Origin of the sequence: Ereboglobus luteus, assembly GCF_003096195.1 — a bacterium.
GTDB lineage: Bacteria > Verrucomicrobiota > Verrucomicrobiia > Opitutales > Opitutaceae > Ereboglobus > Ereboglobus luteus.
Window position 1 is genome coordinate 3,588,754 of sequence record NZ_CP023004.1, and the last position, 16,289, is coordinate 3,605,042.

Below are 16,289 nucleotides of genomic sequence, written 5' to 3' on the forward strand. Positions count from 1 at the left end.
TTAAAAATTATTTCGATGAAAAAACTGATTTTGATAATTTCCATTGCCGCCGCCGTTTTCGCGCTGTGCGGATGCCCAAAATCCGCGCGCATGCCGCATCAGGTGAGTGTTGTGCTGAAAAACGACGAGCCATCCAAGGATGTGACCATTGTTTTGGGCGATATACTCGTGATCGAGATGCCCGGCGACATGGCGGCGGGCTACGTGTGGGAGTTGCGTCCGCTGCCACCGGACGTGGCGGGGATGGCGCTTATCGAAGGCCGGTATTCCAAGGCATCCGAGGCGGGCAAGCCGGGCAAGTTCACCTATCTGATGCGCACAATCCACATCGGCGAACAACCGCTCGAATTCATATACCGGCACGCCGCCCAAAAAGACAAACCGCCGTTAAAAACCTTTACGGTGAATGTGAAGGTGAAATGAGCGGAAGGAGACTCGGTTTTCCGAGCGTCATCATGTTTGCCGTCAATTGACCAAACGCCTCAAATCAACCTCAGTCCTCATTTCAAATCAGTCTCCGCAACATCATGGAAAAACAAAAAAGCTTCCCTTTCATAATCTCAGTCGCGCTGGCTTTCTTGATGATATCGGGATCGATTTGGGCGCAGCCATCCGGTGAGTTCGCGCTTCGCAAAAGGCAGACAGCCGACGGCTTCAGGGTTGTCACCGCCAACGTGCGGCAAATGATGAAGGAGGACTACGAAACCGGCAATGGCTGGGATCAGCGAAAGGAAATCTGCCGAAGCGTCATCGTGGCCCAAAACGCGGACATTTATTGCATCCAGGAAAACCGTTCCGCCATCACCGATTACCTGCTGAAAGCCATGCCCGGCTTCACGCTTTCAAACACCATCTACCGTTCGAAGCAGCCCATAAACCCCATCATGTATTCGACCAAGCGCTTCAAGAAAATGAACGAGGGAGGCTTCTGGCTTTCACCCACGCCGCATGTCGAAAATTCCATGTTTCCCGGGGCCACGCGCCGTGTCGCAAACTGGGTGCTGCTGAAGGACAAGGTCACCGGAAAACAGCTCTGCGTGATCAACGCCCACTTGCAGCACGACTCCGATTCCGTGCGCATGCTGCAGATGGATATCATGCTCGATTTTGCCAAAACGCTCCCGCCGGGCACCCCCGCGTTCATGACGGCGGATTTTAATTGCGGCATGAATTCCGGGCCCATGAAAAAAACAACGGCGGACGGCTGGATGGACAGCTACGCGATCGTGCACGGCCCCGCCGAGCCGGGCGCAACCTTCCACGCTTTTCACGGGACTGAAGGCGAGAAGAAGCGGGTGAAAATCGACCACATCCTCATCAATAAATTCCTCAAACCCGTCGCCGCCGAAATCATCAAGGACAGCCGCCTCGTCGATGGTGTCCGGCGCTATCCGAGTGACCATTATTTTGTCTCGGCGGAGCTGGTTTACACGGAGAAGAAGTGAAAGATTGCGGATAATTGGACGACTGATTTTTGGGATGGGATTAACAGGATGAGCAGGGCGCGGTTTCGTGCGGCCCTGCTCATCCCGTCATCAATCATATTGGGAATGGCGATAGCTTGAGCGGACGCACGGCGAGCCCTAGCAACTCCCGTTCGCTGTCGTCGCCGGCGATCCGGTTTATGTGAACGACGAAGCAGGTTTTGCATTGGTGCACGATCAGCCATTCGCCATCGGGACACGCGCTCACGGCGATGGGCTCCATTCCTCCATGACAATCCGAGTTTCGGTCGCCCGGTTTGTCGTCGAGATGGATGCTCCAAAGGCACCATGGGCAGTGATTGCGATGTCGCGTGCCCGGCGCGTTTAGTGAGAATTCCCCTCCGCAATGGCGGCATTTTAACCACGCGGCTGGCGATGAATGACAAGTGTGTTGTTTCGACCGCCGACGCTGCGACGGATCAGTAAAGTGAGACATAGGTGTGAAAAACACCCCGGCGGCAATAAACTGGAGCCGCGTTGCGCGCAGGCTCCCTTACCTATGTTTACACGCCACTGATCCACTTTGCGGAGCGGGACGCCATGGTTGCCGGGGCATAACCAGACCTTCTCTCGCTCACAGTGTTCACCAGTGTGCGTGTATTACTTTGCGGACTCACCTAAATTGTTTGTCATGAGCCTCCAACCGTGCGCATCGGCGAATGCCAGTCAAGCATTCAGAATTATTTTCAGGCGCATGGCGCGCGAGCCCCTCAGTATTTGCCCCGTCCGGTGTTGATGAATAAATCAAGCCCTGCCCGTGTGTGTCGATTTCCGGTGGCGGATGTGTTTTTAACTTCAAAAATTTCCCAATAACAAAGACCGGCGTTTCTAATTCGCCGGTCTTTGTTCGTTTATCTGCAACTTGCCTCTTAATTTGCCTTCTTTGCAAGATTGCCCAGCGTTTTTATGATGTTTTGAATCACTTTGATAACCCCCTGTTGCTTCGCCCTGAGGGTGGTGCATTCCACGATTTTTTTCTTCAACTCGTAATGCGTTTTCCACGCGGCATGCTTTTCCATGAAGGTTTCAAACTGGGATTCGCTTGTGTTAAAGTGCGCATGGGCTAAGTTAATGAAATCCTGTTCATACTTAAGCCGGATACGCATGGCGGCATCTTTGGATGCCGTTTGCACTTCCTGGAGTGCCTTCTTGCCCTTGACTATGATCGCGTCGAATCTTTTTTCCGAATCCCTGTATCGTTTCACAAGGCCGTCGAAATCATTGAGTGCCTGTATGAAGCCCTTCTCGGCGTCTTTGAGCTTATCAATAAGCTCGTCCCTGTATCTTTCCATGTCGGAGATATAGCCCTTGGCGGCGAGTTGGAATGACGCATTGAACTTGACGACACTCTTGTCGGTTGAGGTCTTCCCTTTTTCCTTTTTGGCCGCATTGGTTGCGATCATCTCCATGAATTTGCCGACCTCCTTGATTTCCCCCGTGAATTTTTGAAATGGTCCCAAAATGGATTCACGAATTCTCCTGATATCAATATTGCCCTTGTTACGGGAGTTTAGCTCATCCTCGCATTTTCCAAGGGTTGCTAGGAGGTCGTTGCAGTTGGTTTCGCAGGCATCCAATTTTTTTTCAATTTCCTTTCCGCTGGCGAACAGGCTTTTTTGTTTTTTCCAGGCGGCCTTGGTGAGGTCTTTCGGGTATGCGGGGACGTTGCTCATGTTGTTATGTGTTTACGGTTGTTATGTTGGTGGACGCCGGAAACCTTGTCAGAAGTAGATCGTTATGAAACAGCAATGTCATTACAATGGCGGTGTATTTTTGTAATTAGCCCGGCTTCCCCACGTCTGATCCCGCCATTTGGCGGCACATTCTGTTTTTAATTATACAGCCAAAACTGTCTGCTTGCGTGCTGAAATTTCTGGCACTCGCGGTGCCATGCGCGGAGGAAGAGGTTGACGTCGATGCTGGCGCCTTCCTTCACGATGGTGTTCCACCACCAATGGCTTCCGGTGTGGATATTGAATCTGCGGGCGACGACCGGGCTGGCGGCGGCAAAGGGGTTTTGCGCATTGTAAACACAGGCGAGGCGCATGAGGTGAAAACTGAGTTCGGTTGGGCGCCAGGATTCCCAATCGGTCACCTCCACAAAAATACCGTCGCCCTTGGCCGAGCCGTTGGGCGCGGTGAGGGTGATCTTACGGAATCCGAGGCCGGGGATTTTGAGCGCGTTGAGATCGCGCAGGAGTGGATCGACGGGGCGCGCCTTGTGCGAGAGTCCGCGGAAGGGAAATTGCGTGCCGATGCCGTGCCTGAAGCCACCGATCTCGCAACCGAGCCCGGTCATGGCGTAGCCGACGCACGCGGAGAAGTCGGGAACGTATTGCGAGGTGGGCACGTAGCGCAGGCCGGTTTCGGGCCAGCGCATGCCGCGGCGCCAGTTGCGCATGGGAACGACGGTGAGGCGGCCTTTGATGTTGGCGGAAACATCGAGCCAGCCCGGCGTGCCTGCGGCCATGCGCGCGAGCTCGCCCATTGTGAGTCCATGCACGTAGGGAATGGGCATCTGGCCGACACCGCTGAACAGGGTTTTGTCCAATATGGGGCCGTCGACTTTGCGACCGCCGAGCGGGTTGGGGCGGTCGAGGATGATGACTTCGACGTTGTTTTGGAAACACGCTTCCATCGCGTATTTCATGCAGGTGGTGAAGGTGTAGGAGCGCGAGCCGTTGTCCTGAAGATCGATGAGGAGGGCGTCTATGCCCTTGAGCTGCTCGGGCGTGGGGCGGCGATTTTTGCCGTGGAGCGAATAGACGGGGAGTCCGGTGCGTCTGTCGATGGTGTCGGCAACATTTTCACTGGCGCGCGCGGTGCCGTAGATGCCGTGCTCGGGACCGAAGAGCGCGACGAGTTTTGCGTTTTTGGCGCGACGGAGGACGTCGATTGTGCTGACGCCGTAGCGGTTCACACCGGCGGGGTGGGAGAGGAGCGCCACGCGTTTGCCGGCGATTTGCTTGAAGCCGCCCTCCTCGAGCACATCGATGCCGAGCATGATGTTGGGGCCAGTGTTGCGCGGGATGACGGGCGATGCGGCGTTTGCGGGCGTGACCGGTGTTGAGGGCCGTTGCTGGGAGGGCGCGGTGATGACTGGTGTCTGCGCGGTTGTGACGGGCGAAATGCGCGTGTCGGCGGGAGTGGGTTCGGAGGTGCAGCCCGCGAGTCCGAAAAGCGCGACGAAAGTGGCGAAGAGCGGGATGAGTGACGAAACCGGAAATTTGCTGACGAGACTGCGCATGAGTGACGGTCACTGTGCGAGCGCGCGCGGATTCGTCGAGCGATTATGCGAAAAAGTTGTTCGCAGTGTTTTTTAATCGCGGAAACGCTGAAGAGTGAAAAGCGCGGAAAAGAATCAAAGCACGAGAGCGCAATCTCGTGTTTTGATGATTCGGTGATAAATGATTTCCAGCGACATTTGATCCCGCGAGTTTCCGCCGAAATCATGGTTTGTGGAGCAAGGCATTTCCGCCCTTTCGCGTTTCCGCGATTGGTTTTTTATCCGGTGTAGTCGCGGCGGAGGTTGCTGGGGAGGATGTTCAGTTCCTCGCGATATTTCGCCACGGTGCGGCGGGCGATTGTGATGCTTTTTTCGGCGAGTTTTTCAACGAGGTCCTGGTCGCTGAGGGGGTGCGCGCGATCCTCGACGGCAATGAGGTCGGCGATCATTTCCTTCACACTTGTGTTTGATACGGCGGCGCCGTCGCCGGCTTGGTAGCCGGACGTGAAAAAGTATTTGAACTCGAATGTGCCGTGCGGGGTTTTGATGTATTTGTTGGCGATGGCGCGGCTGACGGTTGTTTCGTGCACGCCGACAATGTCGGCGATTTGGATCATGGTGAGGGGTTTTAACTTCGAAACGCCCTCCTCGAAAAACTCGCGCTGGATTTTTAGGATTTCACGAGTGATGCGCTCGATGGTTTGCTGGCGTTGCTCGATGGAGTTGATGAGAAACTTGCCGGAGCGAATGCGTTCCTGGATGTAGTCGCGCTCTTGTTTGGTGAGGCCGCCCTTGGCTATGAGTTCGCGGTAGGTGTTGGAGATTCGGAGCCGGGGAATATAATCGTTGTTGAGCTCGATTTTCCATTCGTCGCCGTCCTTGGTGACGGTGACGTCGGGGATGACGACGCGATTGCTGTCGTGGGCGAAACGGCGTCCGGGAGCGGGGTCGAGCGCGCCGATTTCCGCGATGGCTGCCTGCACATCGTCGGCGGGGACGGCGAGCTTTCGCGCAAGCTCGGGGATGCGGCGGCGTGTGAGGAGGTCAAAGTGGTCGCGAATGATGCTCGCGGCGAGGCTGTCCGCGCGGTTTTTGGCTGCGAGCTGAATGAGGAGGCATTCCTGGATGTTTTCACCGCCGATGCCGGTGGGGTCGAATGTTTGGAGGAGGCGGTGGGCTTTCTGGACGGCGTCGAGGGGAAGGCCGGTTTGGAGGGCGATGTCGTTGGGGGATTGGGTGAGGTAGCCGCGGTCGTCGAGCGAGCCGATGAGATAGTTGAGAGCCTCCGTGGTTTGGGGCGAGCGGTCGGCGAGGTCGGCTTGTTCGCGTAGGTGTTCCTGCAGGGAGGTTTCGGCGGTGATGGATTCGAGAAAGTGCTGGCGCTTTTCAGCGTCGTCGGAGGTGTAGGGCTGGGCGCCGCCGGCGTTGGCCATGTGGTCGTGCCAGTCCTGGTCGAGTTTTTGGAGAATTTCGTATTCCTTGCCGTTGGAAAAATCGAGGGCTTCGGGACGGGAGTTGTCGTCCGGAGTGTCGTCGGCGGGAAGGATGTGCGTGGTGGCGTCGTCGCTGCCGGGGTCGTCGGAATTGGGGCGGTCGATGGTGTTGTCCCCCGCGGGATCATCGCGATTGGCGGCGTCCTCGGCGGCGCGCTCGAGCGAGATGGATCCGGTGTCGTTGGCGAGTTCCTCCAGGGTGGGGTTGGACTGGAGTTCCTCTTGGATGACTGAGCGGAGATCAAGGGCGGCAACCTGGAGGATTTTCAAGGACTGGCGGAGCTGGGGCGCAAGAACGAGGTTTTGCGTCTGGCGTTGCTGGAGTCCTTGGTTGAGGTTGCCGCTCATGCGTGAATGCGGAGTGTAAACTGCCCCGGTGTGCGCGAGGTTCGTTTTATCTTTGCAGGTTATTATTTTGATGCAGCCCCATGCGCGGAGGAAGGGGCGAGCGCGTGCCGGGCGGCGCGTAGTTCATGATTTTTTTGATATAAACGCCGAGCTTTTCATTGGTGGGACCGTAGCGGTCCGAGTAAAGATAGAGCTCGAGGTCGGTGAGCATTTGCTCGGCGGTTTGATAGCGTTTTTCGCGATCACGGTGGAGGGCTTTTTGGATGATCACCTCGAGACGTTCGTCGATATCGGAGCGGAGGGTTGCGAATTTCGGGATGCGCATCGAGAGGATGTTGCGCCGCGATTCGAGGCGGTCGGCGGAGCGGAATATGTTTCGTCCGAGGAGAAGCTCCGTGAGGACGATGCCGAGGGGGAAGAGGTCGGCGCGCGCGTCGGTGACGGCGTAGGTGGCCTGCTCGGGCGAAAGGTATTCGTCCTTGCCCGCGATGACCTTGCCTTCCTCATTATACATAAGGTCGAGGGCTTTCGCGATGCCGAAGTCGGTGAGTTTCACGTCGCCCTCGAAGGTGAGGAGAATGTTTTTTGGGCCGATGTCGCGGTGAACGATTTTGAGGGGGCGTCCGTCGTTGTCGGTTTTGCCGTGGGCGTAGGCAAGGCCGCGGGCGACGCGGGAGATGATGAACACGGCAATGTCGATGGGGATGTGCTGGCGGAGCGCATGATGGCGCTCGATGAGTTGCTCAAGGTGCGGGCCGCGGACGAACTCCATGACCATGTAGTAGAGGCCGTTGCCGGTTTTGCCGAGGTGGTAGGTTTGGACGATGTTGGTATGGATGAGGTCGGCCACGAGGCGCGCCTCGCCGATGAAGTTTTTTTGAAACTCGGGGATGGCGGAATACTCCTCGCGAATGACCTTGAGCGCGACGCTTTTCGAAAAATTGCCCGCGCCCCGCTGGGCCGCCTCATAGACGATGCCCATGCCGCCTTCGGCGATTTTCCGCGCGATATCGTAGCGCAGCTCGGTGGAGATTTGTTTGAGGTTCTGCATGAATGTTAAGAAAAGAGGGTTTTGGACTCTGGCAAGTGATGAAAGGATAATCTAGCACGAAACATGCTGCATGGGACGCATGGGCGGCGGATTTTGTGCCGGATTTTTTGGAGATTTGATATTTGCGAGGGATATGCGTTTTTGTCGTTTGAAATCGGCGCGCGCCTGCGTATCACTCCGCACATGAGCGAACTCAGCGAAATCGAGAAACTAAAACGCACAATGGCGCGCCTGCGCGAGCCGGGCGGATGCCCTTGGGACCAGGAGCAGACGCACGCCACGCTCGCGCACTGCCTCATCGACGAAACGAGCGAGCTGCTTGAAACAATCGATCGCGGCGACATGAATCACATGCGCGAGGAACTGGGCGATGTGCTTATCCAGGTTGTGTTTCACTCGCGCCTCGCCGAGGAGCGCGGGTTGTTCGACCTCGAGGATGTGGCGCGCGACATAAACGAAAAGCTCATCCGGCGGCATCCTCATGTGTTCGGCTCCGACAACGGCGGCGTGGACACGCCGGACAAGGTCATCACGCAATGGGACCAGATCAAGTTGCAGGAAAAGGCCGCGAAGGGAGCCGACGCGACCAAGGAGAAACTTTTCAAGGACCTGCCGCCGCGCCTGCCCGCGCTCATGTTTGCCGAGGCAGTTTGGAAACAAATCGAAAAGAAAAAACTTCCGCGCAAGGACATCGTCGATGATGCGCGCGTAAACGAGATCGCCGCCCAGCTCGACGAGGCGGCGCTCGGCAAGATGCTTTTCGAGATCGCCGCCGCCGCCCGCCAGCGCGGACTTGATCCGGAGGGCGCGTTGCGCTTGCACGCGACGAAGGTGATGGACGCGGTGGAGGAGAAACTCGCGAATTCTGGAATCACAAAAAACACCGGCGCTTGATTGCCGTATCTTGGGATTTCCAGACTTGAGATTTGATCCGCGCGATGAACCAACTCCCGCCCATCCCCGATACCATCGCCCGCGACTGGCTTGCGTCGTTTCTCGATTTTCTCGCCAAGGAGCGCCGCTACTCGCGCTACACGGTGCGTAACTACCGGCAGGCGTTCGAGGATTTCTGGCGCTGGATTGAGAGCGCGAAACTGGCGCGCGGTGACGATACTTTCGCGGCGCTCACCGCGCGCGATGTGCGCGACTTTGTAATCGAGTCGCAGGCGCGCTTTGATCGCAAGACGTTGCACAATCATGTGTCGGGGTTGCGCGCGTTTTACAGGTATTGGATGCGCCAGGGACGGCTTGCGGCGAATCCGTTCACGAGCGTTCCGCTGCCGAAAGTTGAAAAACGGCTGCCCAAATTTCTTACCGAGGAACAAATGCGCCGCCTGCTCAACGGGCCTATGCTCCTGCTCGAAAACGAGACGATCGACCCGTTCATGGCGTGGCGCGACCGGCTTGCGATGGAGCTGCTTTACGGGGGCGGATTGCGCGTGAGCGAACTCGCGGCGCTCAATTATGGCGACATCGATTTTGAGAGCGGAGTCGCCCGCGTGCTGGGCAAGGGAAACAAGGAGCGCCTTTGTCCGCTGGGTCGCGTGGCGATGGCGGTGTTGAATAAATTTCGCGCCGATTTCGCGCAGGGAAAAACACCGGGCTCGCCCGTGCTCGAGACAAAGGGCGGCGCGCGCATAACGGTGCGCGAAGTGCAGTTGTTGTTGAAGCGCTATCTCGCGCTGGCCGACTTGCCGCTGGAGATTTCGCCGCACAAGCTGCGTCACAGCTACGCCACGCACTTGCTCAACGCGGGGGCGGACTTGCGGCTCGTGCAGGAGTTGCTCGGCCATGCGAGCCTGAGCACGACACAAGTTTACACACATGTGAGCGTGGCGCGCTTGCGCGACATTTATAAAAAAGCCCATCCGCGGGCGACGTAACATGGCGACGATTCCGCCGCGCAAGGGAACGGATTACTTTTTCCTCCTCTGATTCGTCTGCAATTTCACATGGCCGCCCTTGCGGTAGTTTAGGGGGGCGACACCGTAGGCGGTGTGGAAGGCGCGGCTGAAGGTGTAGACCGACGAGAAGCCGCACATTTCGGCGATTTCCGTCACGCGGCGCGTGCTCAGGCGCAGGAGGCCGCGCGCTTTTTCCAAGCGCAGGCGGCGCAGGTGTTTTCCCAGGCTCACGCCGCACGATTCGCGGAAACGCGCGCGCAGATGGCTCACGCTGATTCCGAGCGTCGATGCCATCACCTTCACGTTTGGCGGCTGCGCCTTGTCCTCGACGATTTCGTTGACCTTGGTGAAGAGGCCGGGCGCGAGCGTGGGTTTGGCGCGGCGTTGCGAGGCGGGTTTTGTCTGCCGGATGTGCGCGAGCAGGAGCGAGAGTTGCAGCGTGATGAGGTCGTTGGCCGCGGGGCCGGTTTTTAAATAGGCCGCGACCAGTTCCGTCGCGAGGGATCGCATCGCGGGCGAAATCGCGAACGGCTGGTAGCGCAACGCCTGCATCGTCCCGTCGTCCACAAGGTCGAACGTGATGAACAACCACTGCAACGTCTCGTCGCCGGGGTTTGTGTAGTCGTGAAATTGAAACGGAAACACCATCAGGCCCTCGCCTTCGTTTAATGTGATTTCGCGGTCGTCCACGCGCACGGTCACTCCGGTTTGAAGCGCGAGCATGAGCACGAAACGGCGGTGCAGCGCGCGTCCGCGCTGGGGCTGGTTGAGGGCGGAGGCCGCGCGCCGGCCAAAACAAATAATGTTTTCGGGCAGGTTGAGCGGCACCGTCCGGCGTCCGCGCAGCGGGTGCTTCGGCGACGGAAGCAGGGCGATCATTTTTTTAAGATCGGGAGTCATGGTGCGGAATAGGGCAGGGGGTAGGGCGAAGCCTCCGGCTGAGCCGAAATTATATAACGATATTCAAATTGTTGCGGCTCACCCGGAGGGTTCGCCCTGCCGTTCATGGCGTTCACAGCTTTTGTCATTTTTGTTAAAAACATAATCGTTTTTGCCATTTCACATGAACACGACGGCGGTTATTATGGGCAAGCTTTTTTAACGTCATTAACGTCACACGCCACACATGAACCAAGTCACCACCGAAAGCCAGCAACGCGAGCGCATCCGTATCCAGATTTATGATACAGCCGACGAGGCGTCGTGCACGCTCGCCCGCGAAATTGCCGAGTTAATCCGCGCCCGCGCCAAGGCCGGGCGCTCAGTCGTCCTCGGGCTCGCCACGGGCGGGACGCCCGTGCGCCTTTACCGCGAGCTGATCCGCATGCACCGCGAGGAGGGGCTGAGTTTCGCAAACGTCGTCACCTTCAATCTCGACGAATACCACGGCCTGCCGCGCGAGCATTCGCAAAGCTACTGGCGCTTCATGCACGAGCAGCTTTTCGACCATATCGACATTCCCGCATCCGCCATCAACGTCCCCGACGGCATGGTGCCGCGCGCGGAGGTGTTTGCGTGGTGCCGCGCCTACGAGCAGAAAATCAAGGACGCCGGCGGCATCGATTTGCAGGTGCTCGGCATCGGGCGCACCGGACACATCGGTTTCAACGAGCCGGGTTCCGGCGCGGATTCACGCACGCGCCTGGTCACGCTCGACAGCATGACGCGCCGCGACGCCGCGCGCGATTTTATCGGCGAGGCCAATGTGCCGCGCCACGCGATCACCATGGGCGTCGGCTCGATTCTCGACGCGCGCCGCATCGTCCTGCTTTCGTGGGGCGGGGCCAAGGCGCGCGTGGTTGCCGACGCAGCGGAGAAGCCGCCCTCGGAGGCGCTGCCCGCGAGTTTCCTCCAGCAGCATGGCGACGTCACCTTCCATGTTGACCGCGCCTCGGCGTCGGAGCTCACGCGCATAAAACTTCCCTGGCTGGTCGGCCCGGTCGAGTGGACTCCGGCGATTTCGCGCCGCGCGGTCGTGTGGCTTTCGAGGCAGGTTAAGAAGCCCGTGCTCAAGCTCCTCGACGACGACTACACCGAGCACGGCATGACCGATTTGCTCACGGAGCAGGGACCCGCCTACATCCTCAACATCCGCATTTTTAACGAACTCCAGCACACCATCACCGGCTGGCCCGGCGGCAAGCCCGACGCGGACGACACGCATCGTCCCGAGCGCGCCGCGCCGCATCCGAAGCGCGTGCTCGTTTTGAGCCCCGAGCCTTCCGACGATGTGATTGGCATGGGCGGCACGATTCGCCGTCTTGTCGAGCAGGGGCACCAGGTCACCGTGGCCTGCCAGACATCGGGCAACCTCGGCGTGCCCGACGAGGAGGCCGCCTCGTATGCCGACTTCATGATCGAGCTGGAGGACTCCGACGCGAAGGGCGCCAGCAATACATTTGTCCGAAAAATCAGGCAGCAACTCGACGAGAAATCCGCGTTCGACATCGACCCGCCGGAACTGCGCCGCTTCAAGGGCGCGCTGCGTCGCGAGGAGGAGCGCGCCGCCGTCCGCGCGTGCGGCGTGACCAAGGAAAACTCGGTCTTCCTCGACCTGCCGTTTTACGAACAGGGCCGCTACCGCCAGTTCCGAATCGGCGACGCGGATGTGGACGCGGTTGTGGCGCTTCTGCGCAAGATCGAGCCGCATCAGATTTTTGCCACGGGCGCGTCCGAGGACCCGAGCTCGCTGCCCGCGATTTGTTTCAGCGTGTTGCGGCAGGCGCTTGAGAAAACGCGCGGCGACGCGTGGCGGCGCGATTGCCGCGTGTGGATTTATCGCGGCGCCTCGGGAATCTGGGACATCGCCGAAATCGACATGGCGGTGCCGATGAGCCCGATGGAGTTGTCCGCAAAGATCCAATCCATCTGCCATCACAAAAGCCAGCGCAGCCAGACGCCCGCGCGCAGCCAGCAGGCGGGCGAGGCGTGGCAGCAGGCCGAGCAGCACAACCAGTCCGTCGCCCGCGCCTACGATGAGTTCGGCCTCGCCAACTACGAGGCGATCGAACCGTTCCGGCAGTGGATGGAATAATAGTTGGTTTCCGTTTCCCTCCCATCACAGATCCATGACTCCACACAAACTACTCCTCGGCGCGCTTGCGTGCGTTGTCCTTTCATGCGGGCTTGCCGCCGGTGAAATCAATGTCATCCCGCGTCCCGCGCAGATCGTGCGCGACGATGCGAAGGCGGACGCGCCGTTGGGCGCGGCGCATGTCATTGTGTGCGCCGATGCCGCGCTTGGGCGCGTGTATGCGGACACGCTTTTGGAATGGACGGGCTTGCGCCTGGCGGTGCACCCGACAACGGCGACCGCGGCGGGCCGTCCGGTAATCAGCGTTGATTCCGCCTCGCGCTCGGCGAACGCGCACATCGCGCATCCCGAGGGCTATGCGCTTGAGGTCGCCGCGGATGGCGCCGTGCGCATCGAGGCGTCCGCCCGCAACGGCGCGTTTTACGCGTTGCAAACACTCGCGCAACTCGTGGCGCGGGACGGCGCGCGCGTCACGCTGCCAGTCGTGCGCATTCACGACGCGCCGCGATTCAAGTGGCGCGGCGTGTTGTTCGACGACGGACGGCACTTCTTCGGCCCGGTTGCGGCGAAGCGATTGATCGACGCCATGGCGCTGTATAAATTCAACACGCTGCACTGGCATCTCACCGAGGACCAGGGCTGGCGCATTGAGATAAAAAAATATCCCAGGCTCACGCAAATCGGCGCGTGGCGCGCCAACTCTCCCACGCCCGGCGACCGCAACAAGCCCGACGGCGTGCCGCACGGCGGTTATTACACGCAGGACGAGGTCCGCGAGATCGTCGCCTACGCGCACCAGCGCGGTATCACCGTCGTCCCCGAAATCGAAATCCCGGGGCACGCCGCCGCCGCCATCGCCTCCTATCCGGAGCTTGGCAACAGCGACATCGAAGGCTACGCGCCCAAGGTCGTCGAAACTTGGGGCGTCAAGCCCTACGTCTTCGCGCCCAAGGATGAGACGTTTCGCTTTTTGCAGGATGTGCTCGACGAGGTTTGCGAGCTGTTCCCCAATTCAAAATACATCCACATCGGCGGCGACGAGGCTCCGAAAAAACAATGGAAGGCGTCCGCCTTCGCGCAAAAAATCATTCGTGAAAACAACCTGAAGGACGAGTTCGAGCTGCAATCGTGGTTCCTCGCGCGCATCGAAAAATATCTCAACGCGCGCGGCCGCCGCATCGTCGGCTGGGATGAAATCCAGGAGGGCGGCCTGTCGCCAACCGCGACGATGATGGTCTGGCGCGATTGGAAGTGGGCGCGGCTCGCCATCGAAAAAGGCAACGATGTCGTGATGACGCCAAACTCCCATTGTTATCTGGACTACCTCGCCTCCGCCGACGACAAGCTGGCCGATCCCTATTACGAGCAGCCCGCCCTCAATCGTTCCGGCAACCGTCCGCAGCGGCTCGTCACGCTGGAGAAGGCGTATCACTTCGAGCCCATTCCCGAGGGCACGCCGCCGGAGCGCGAGAAGCAAGTGCTCGGCTGCCAGGCGAACCTTTGGGGCGAATATCTTTTCGATTGGAACCGCGCCGAGTATAACCTGTATCCGCGCATGTTCGCGCTGGCGGAGGTTGCGTGGAGCCCGAAGGAGGCGCGCGACTGGAGCTGCTTCCAAAAGCGCCTGCCTTCCGCGATTCGTTATCTCGACAAGGTCAACGCCAACTACCGCCGTCCCGACGGCTCGCCCGCGCGGGCGCGATAATTAATTGTCTCAATACGCATCATTGCTTCCTTGTTGTAGAAGAAAACCCACACACTCCCCATGCTAACAAACCTCTCGTTTCTCGATTTGGCGATCATCGCCGGCTTTCTGATCTCGGTGGTGCTCGTCGGTTCCGCCGCCGCGCGCCGCTCGGGCCGCAGCGCCGGCGACTTCTTTCTCTCCGGCCGCTCCATGCCCTGGTGGCTGCTCGGCGTCTCGATGGTGGCGTGCACGTTTTCGTGCGACACGCCGAACCTCGTCACCGACATCGTGCGCACGCACGGCGTGGCGGGCAACTGGGTGTGGTGGGCGTTTCTGCTGACGGGCATGCTGACGGTTTTTGTCTATGCGAAACTCTGGCGCCGCTCGGCGCTCGACACCGACCTCGGCTTTTACGAGATCCGCTACAGCGGGCGTCCCGCGGCGGCCCTGCGCGGATTTCGCGCGCTGTATCTGGGCGTGTTTTTTAATGTCATGATCATGGCCACCGTGTCGCTCGCGGCGATCAAGATCGGGCAGGTGCTCTTCGGCCTTTCGCCGGTGGAAACATTGCTGTGGGCCATGGCGGGCGTGGCGGTTTACGCGACGCTCGGCGGATTGACCGGGTCGATCTGGGCGGATTTTTACCAATACTCCGTGGCGATGGTAGGCGCGATTTTTGCGGCGGTTTACGCGGTCAAATCGCCCGAGGTCGGCGGCATCTCGTCGTTGGGTGAATTGTTTTCCAACGCCGACGTCTCGGCGCGCATGGCGATGTTTCCCGACCGCGAGGGCGGACTTTCGACACTGATGACATTGTTGATTCTCCCCGTGGCCGTGCAGTGGTGGAACGTCTGGTATCCCGGTTCCGAACCCGGCGGCGGCGGCTACATCGCGCAACGCATGCTCTCGGCGAAAAACGAAAAGAACGCCGTTGGCGCCACGCTCCTGTTCAACTTCCTGCACTACGCCGTCCGACCTTGGCCGTGGATCATCGTCGCGCTGGTTTCGTTGACGCAATTTCCCATCACCCCGCCCGACCAGCAGGCCGCCGCGCGCACGTGGCTCGCCGCGAATCAGGATCTCGTCACACGCTACGAAAGCGGCGACGCGACACTCGGCGAAACCGTGCGCAACGAGGTGCGCCAGGCGCGCGCCGACGCCGCCGGAACGGGCAGCCTCGCGCGGGAGTTTCCCCGGGTGGACGAGCAGTTCTTGCGGCACGACATCGCGTATCCCGGCATGATTTCCAAGATGCCCAAGGGCTGGCTCGGTTTGATCGTCGCCTCGCTCATCGCCGCCTACATGTCCACCATCGCCACGCACCTGAACTGGGGCTCCTCCTACGTGGTGCAGGATTTCTACACGCGCTTCATCCGCAAGGACGCCAGCCCGCGCCACGCCGTGCTCGTCGGTCGGCTCTCGATGCTCGCGCTGCTTGTGCTTTCGGGAGTGGTCGCGCTCTGGATGCAAAACGCGAAGGATTCCTTCGACATTCTCCTCCAAATCGGCGCCGGCACCGGGTTGCTCTACATCCTGCGCTGGTTCTGGTGGCGCATCAACGCGTGGAGCGAAATCACCGCGATGATCGTCTCCTTCGCCGTCGCCTGCTTCTTCCAATGGGGCGCGCCGCATCTCGGCATCGAGGCGGCCATGCGCGAGAGCGGCTGGTTCTCGATCATGGATTACAGTGCGTGGAAACTCGTCCTCGGCATTTTGCTGACAACCGCCGGCTGGCTGACCGTGACGTTCCTCACGCAACCGGAGCCGCAGGAAGTGCTCGCGAAGTTCTGTGAAAAAATTCGCGCGGGCGGTCCCGGCTGGCGCAAGGTGAGCGCGGCGATGCCCGCGTCGTCGGTTGCGAAGGGCAAGTGGGACGTGCCCACCGGCCTGCTGTGCATGATGGTCGGCTGCCTTGCGATCTGGTCGGCCCTGTTCGGCATCGGCAATTTGCTCTACGGGCGCTCGACGCTGGGCATCGTGCTCTGCGTCGTCGCGGTGCTCGCCACGCTTGCCACGCTGCGGCTCTCCACGCGCATCAAGCTGGGCTGACACCAGGGCGCAC

13 protein-coding genes are annotated in these 16,289 nt (G+C 59.6%); 7 read left to right on the top strand and 6 right to left on the bottom strand.

Going from position 1 to position 16,289, the window contains the following annotated elements:
- Positions 1-15 precede the first annotated feature (15 nt).
- Positions 16-423 (top strand): protease inhibitor I42 family protein, encoded by a 408-nt coding sequence (locus CKA38_RS13080; RefSeq protein ID WP_108825880.1) that lies wholly within the window; start codon positions 16-18, stop codon positions 421-423.
- Positions 424-527: 104 nt separating this feature from the next.
- The gene (locus CKA38_RS13085) at positions 528-1,445 is read left to right on the top strand and encodes an endonuclease/exonuclease/phosphatase family protein (RefSeq protein WP_108825881.1); all 918 of its coding nucleotides are present in this window, start codon (positions 528-530) and stop codon (positions 1,443-1,445) included.
- A 94-nt stretch (positions 1,446-1,539) separates the two neighbouring features.
- Here the strand turns inward: CKA38_RS13085 and CKA38_RS13090 are convergent, their stop codons facing one another.
- The 5 genes from CKA38_RS13090 to CKA38_RS13110 form a co-directional block, all read right to left on the bottom strand.
- Complete coding sequence (locus CKA38_RS13090) at positions 1,540-1,920, bottom strand: RNHCP domain-containing protein (RefSeq protein ID WP_108825882.1); 381 nt, start codon at positions 1,918-1,920, stop codon at positions 1,540-1,542.
- 433 nt (positions 1,921-2,353) lie between these two features.
- Positions 2,354-3,157 (bottom strand): hypothetical protein, encoded by an 804-nt coding sequence (locus CKA38_RS13095; protein WP_108825883.1) that lies wholly within the window; start codon positions 3,155-3,157, stop codon positions 2,354-2,356.
- 158 nt (positions 3,158-3,315) lie between these two features.
- On the bottom strand, positions 3,316-4,731 hold the full coding sequence (locus tag CKA38_RS13100) for a DUF1343 domain-containing protein (protein ID WP_236919037.1): 1,416 nt from the start codon (positions 4,729-4,731) through the stop codon (positions 3,316-3,318).
- A gap of 257 nt (positions 4,732-4,988) precedes the next feature.
- Positions 4,989-6,551: an RNA polymerase factor sigma-54 gene (gene rpoN / locus CKA38_RS13105; RefSeq protein WP_108825884.1), complete on the bottom strand. Its 1,563-nt coding sequence runs from the start codon at positions 6,549-6,551 to the stop codon at positions 4,989-4,991.
- 46 nt (positions 6,552-6,597) lie between these two features.
- Positions 6,598-7,602, bottom strand: a complete 1,005-nt coding sequence (locus CKA38_RS13110) for a serine/threonine protein kinase (protein ID WP_108825885.1) — start codon at positions 7,600-7,602, stop codon at positions 6,598-6,600.
- A 183-nt stretch (positions 7,603-7,785) separates the two neighbouring features.
- On the opposite strand from CKA38_RS13110, the gene CKA38_RS13115 reads away from it, so the two are divergent.
- Together CKA38_RS13115 and CKA38_RS13120 are read left to right on the top strand one after the other, a co-directional pair.
- Entirely contained in the window at positions 7,786-8,496 is a 711-nt protein-coding gene (locus CKA38_RS13115; RefSeq protein WP_108826586.1) for a MazG family protein, read from the top strand.
- Between the two features lie 44 nt (positions 8,497-8,540).
- Complete coding sequence (locus CKA38_RS13120) at positions 8,541-9,485, top strand: tyrosine recombinase XerC (protein ID WP_108826587.1); 945 nt, start codon at positions 8,541-8,543, stop codon at positions 9,483-9,485.
- Positions 9,486-9,518: 33 nt separating this feature from the next.
- Here the strand turns inward: CKA38_RS13120 and CKA38_RS13125 are convergent, their stop codons facing one another.
- Entirely contained in the window at positions 9,519-10,406 is an 888-nt protein-coding gene (locus tag CKA38_RS13125) for an AraC family transcriptional regulator (RefSeq protein WP_108825886.1), read from the bottom strand.
- A gap of 226 nt (positions 10,407-10,632) precedes the next feature.
- On the opposite strand from CKA38_RS13125, the gene nagB reads away from it, so the two are divergent.
- Genes nagB through CKA38_RS13140 form a run of 3 tightly spaced genes read left to right on the top strand, consistent with a single transcriptional unit; the run spans position 10,633 to position 16,276 of the window.
- Entirely contained in the window at positions 10,633-12,540 is a 1,908-nt protein-coding gene (gene nagB, locus CKA38_RS13130; RefSeq protein ID WP_108825887.1) for a glucosamine-6-phosphate deaminase, read from the top strand.
- Positions 12,541-12,574: 34 nt separating this feature from the next.
- Positions 12,575-14,245 (top strand): beta-N-acetylhexosaminidase, encoded by a 1,671-nt coding sequence (locus tag CKA38_RS13135; protein ID WP_161554909.1) that lies wholly within the window; start codon positions 12,575-12,577, stop codon positions 14,243-14,245.
- Positions 14,246-14,305: 60 nt separating this feature from the next.
- The gene (locus tag CKA38_RS13140) at positions 14,306-16,276 is read left to right on the top strand and encodes a sodium:solute symporter family protein (RefSeq protein ID WP_108825889.1); all 1,971 of its coding nucleotides are present in this window, start codon (positions 14,306-14,308) and stop codon (positions 16,274-16,276) included.
- Positions 16,277-16,289 lie beyond the last annotated feature (13 nt).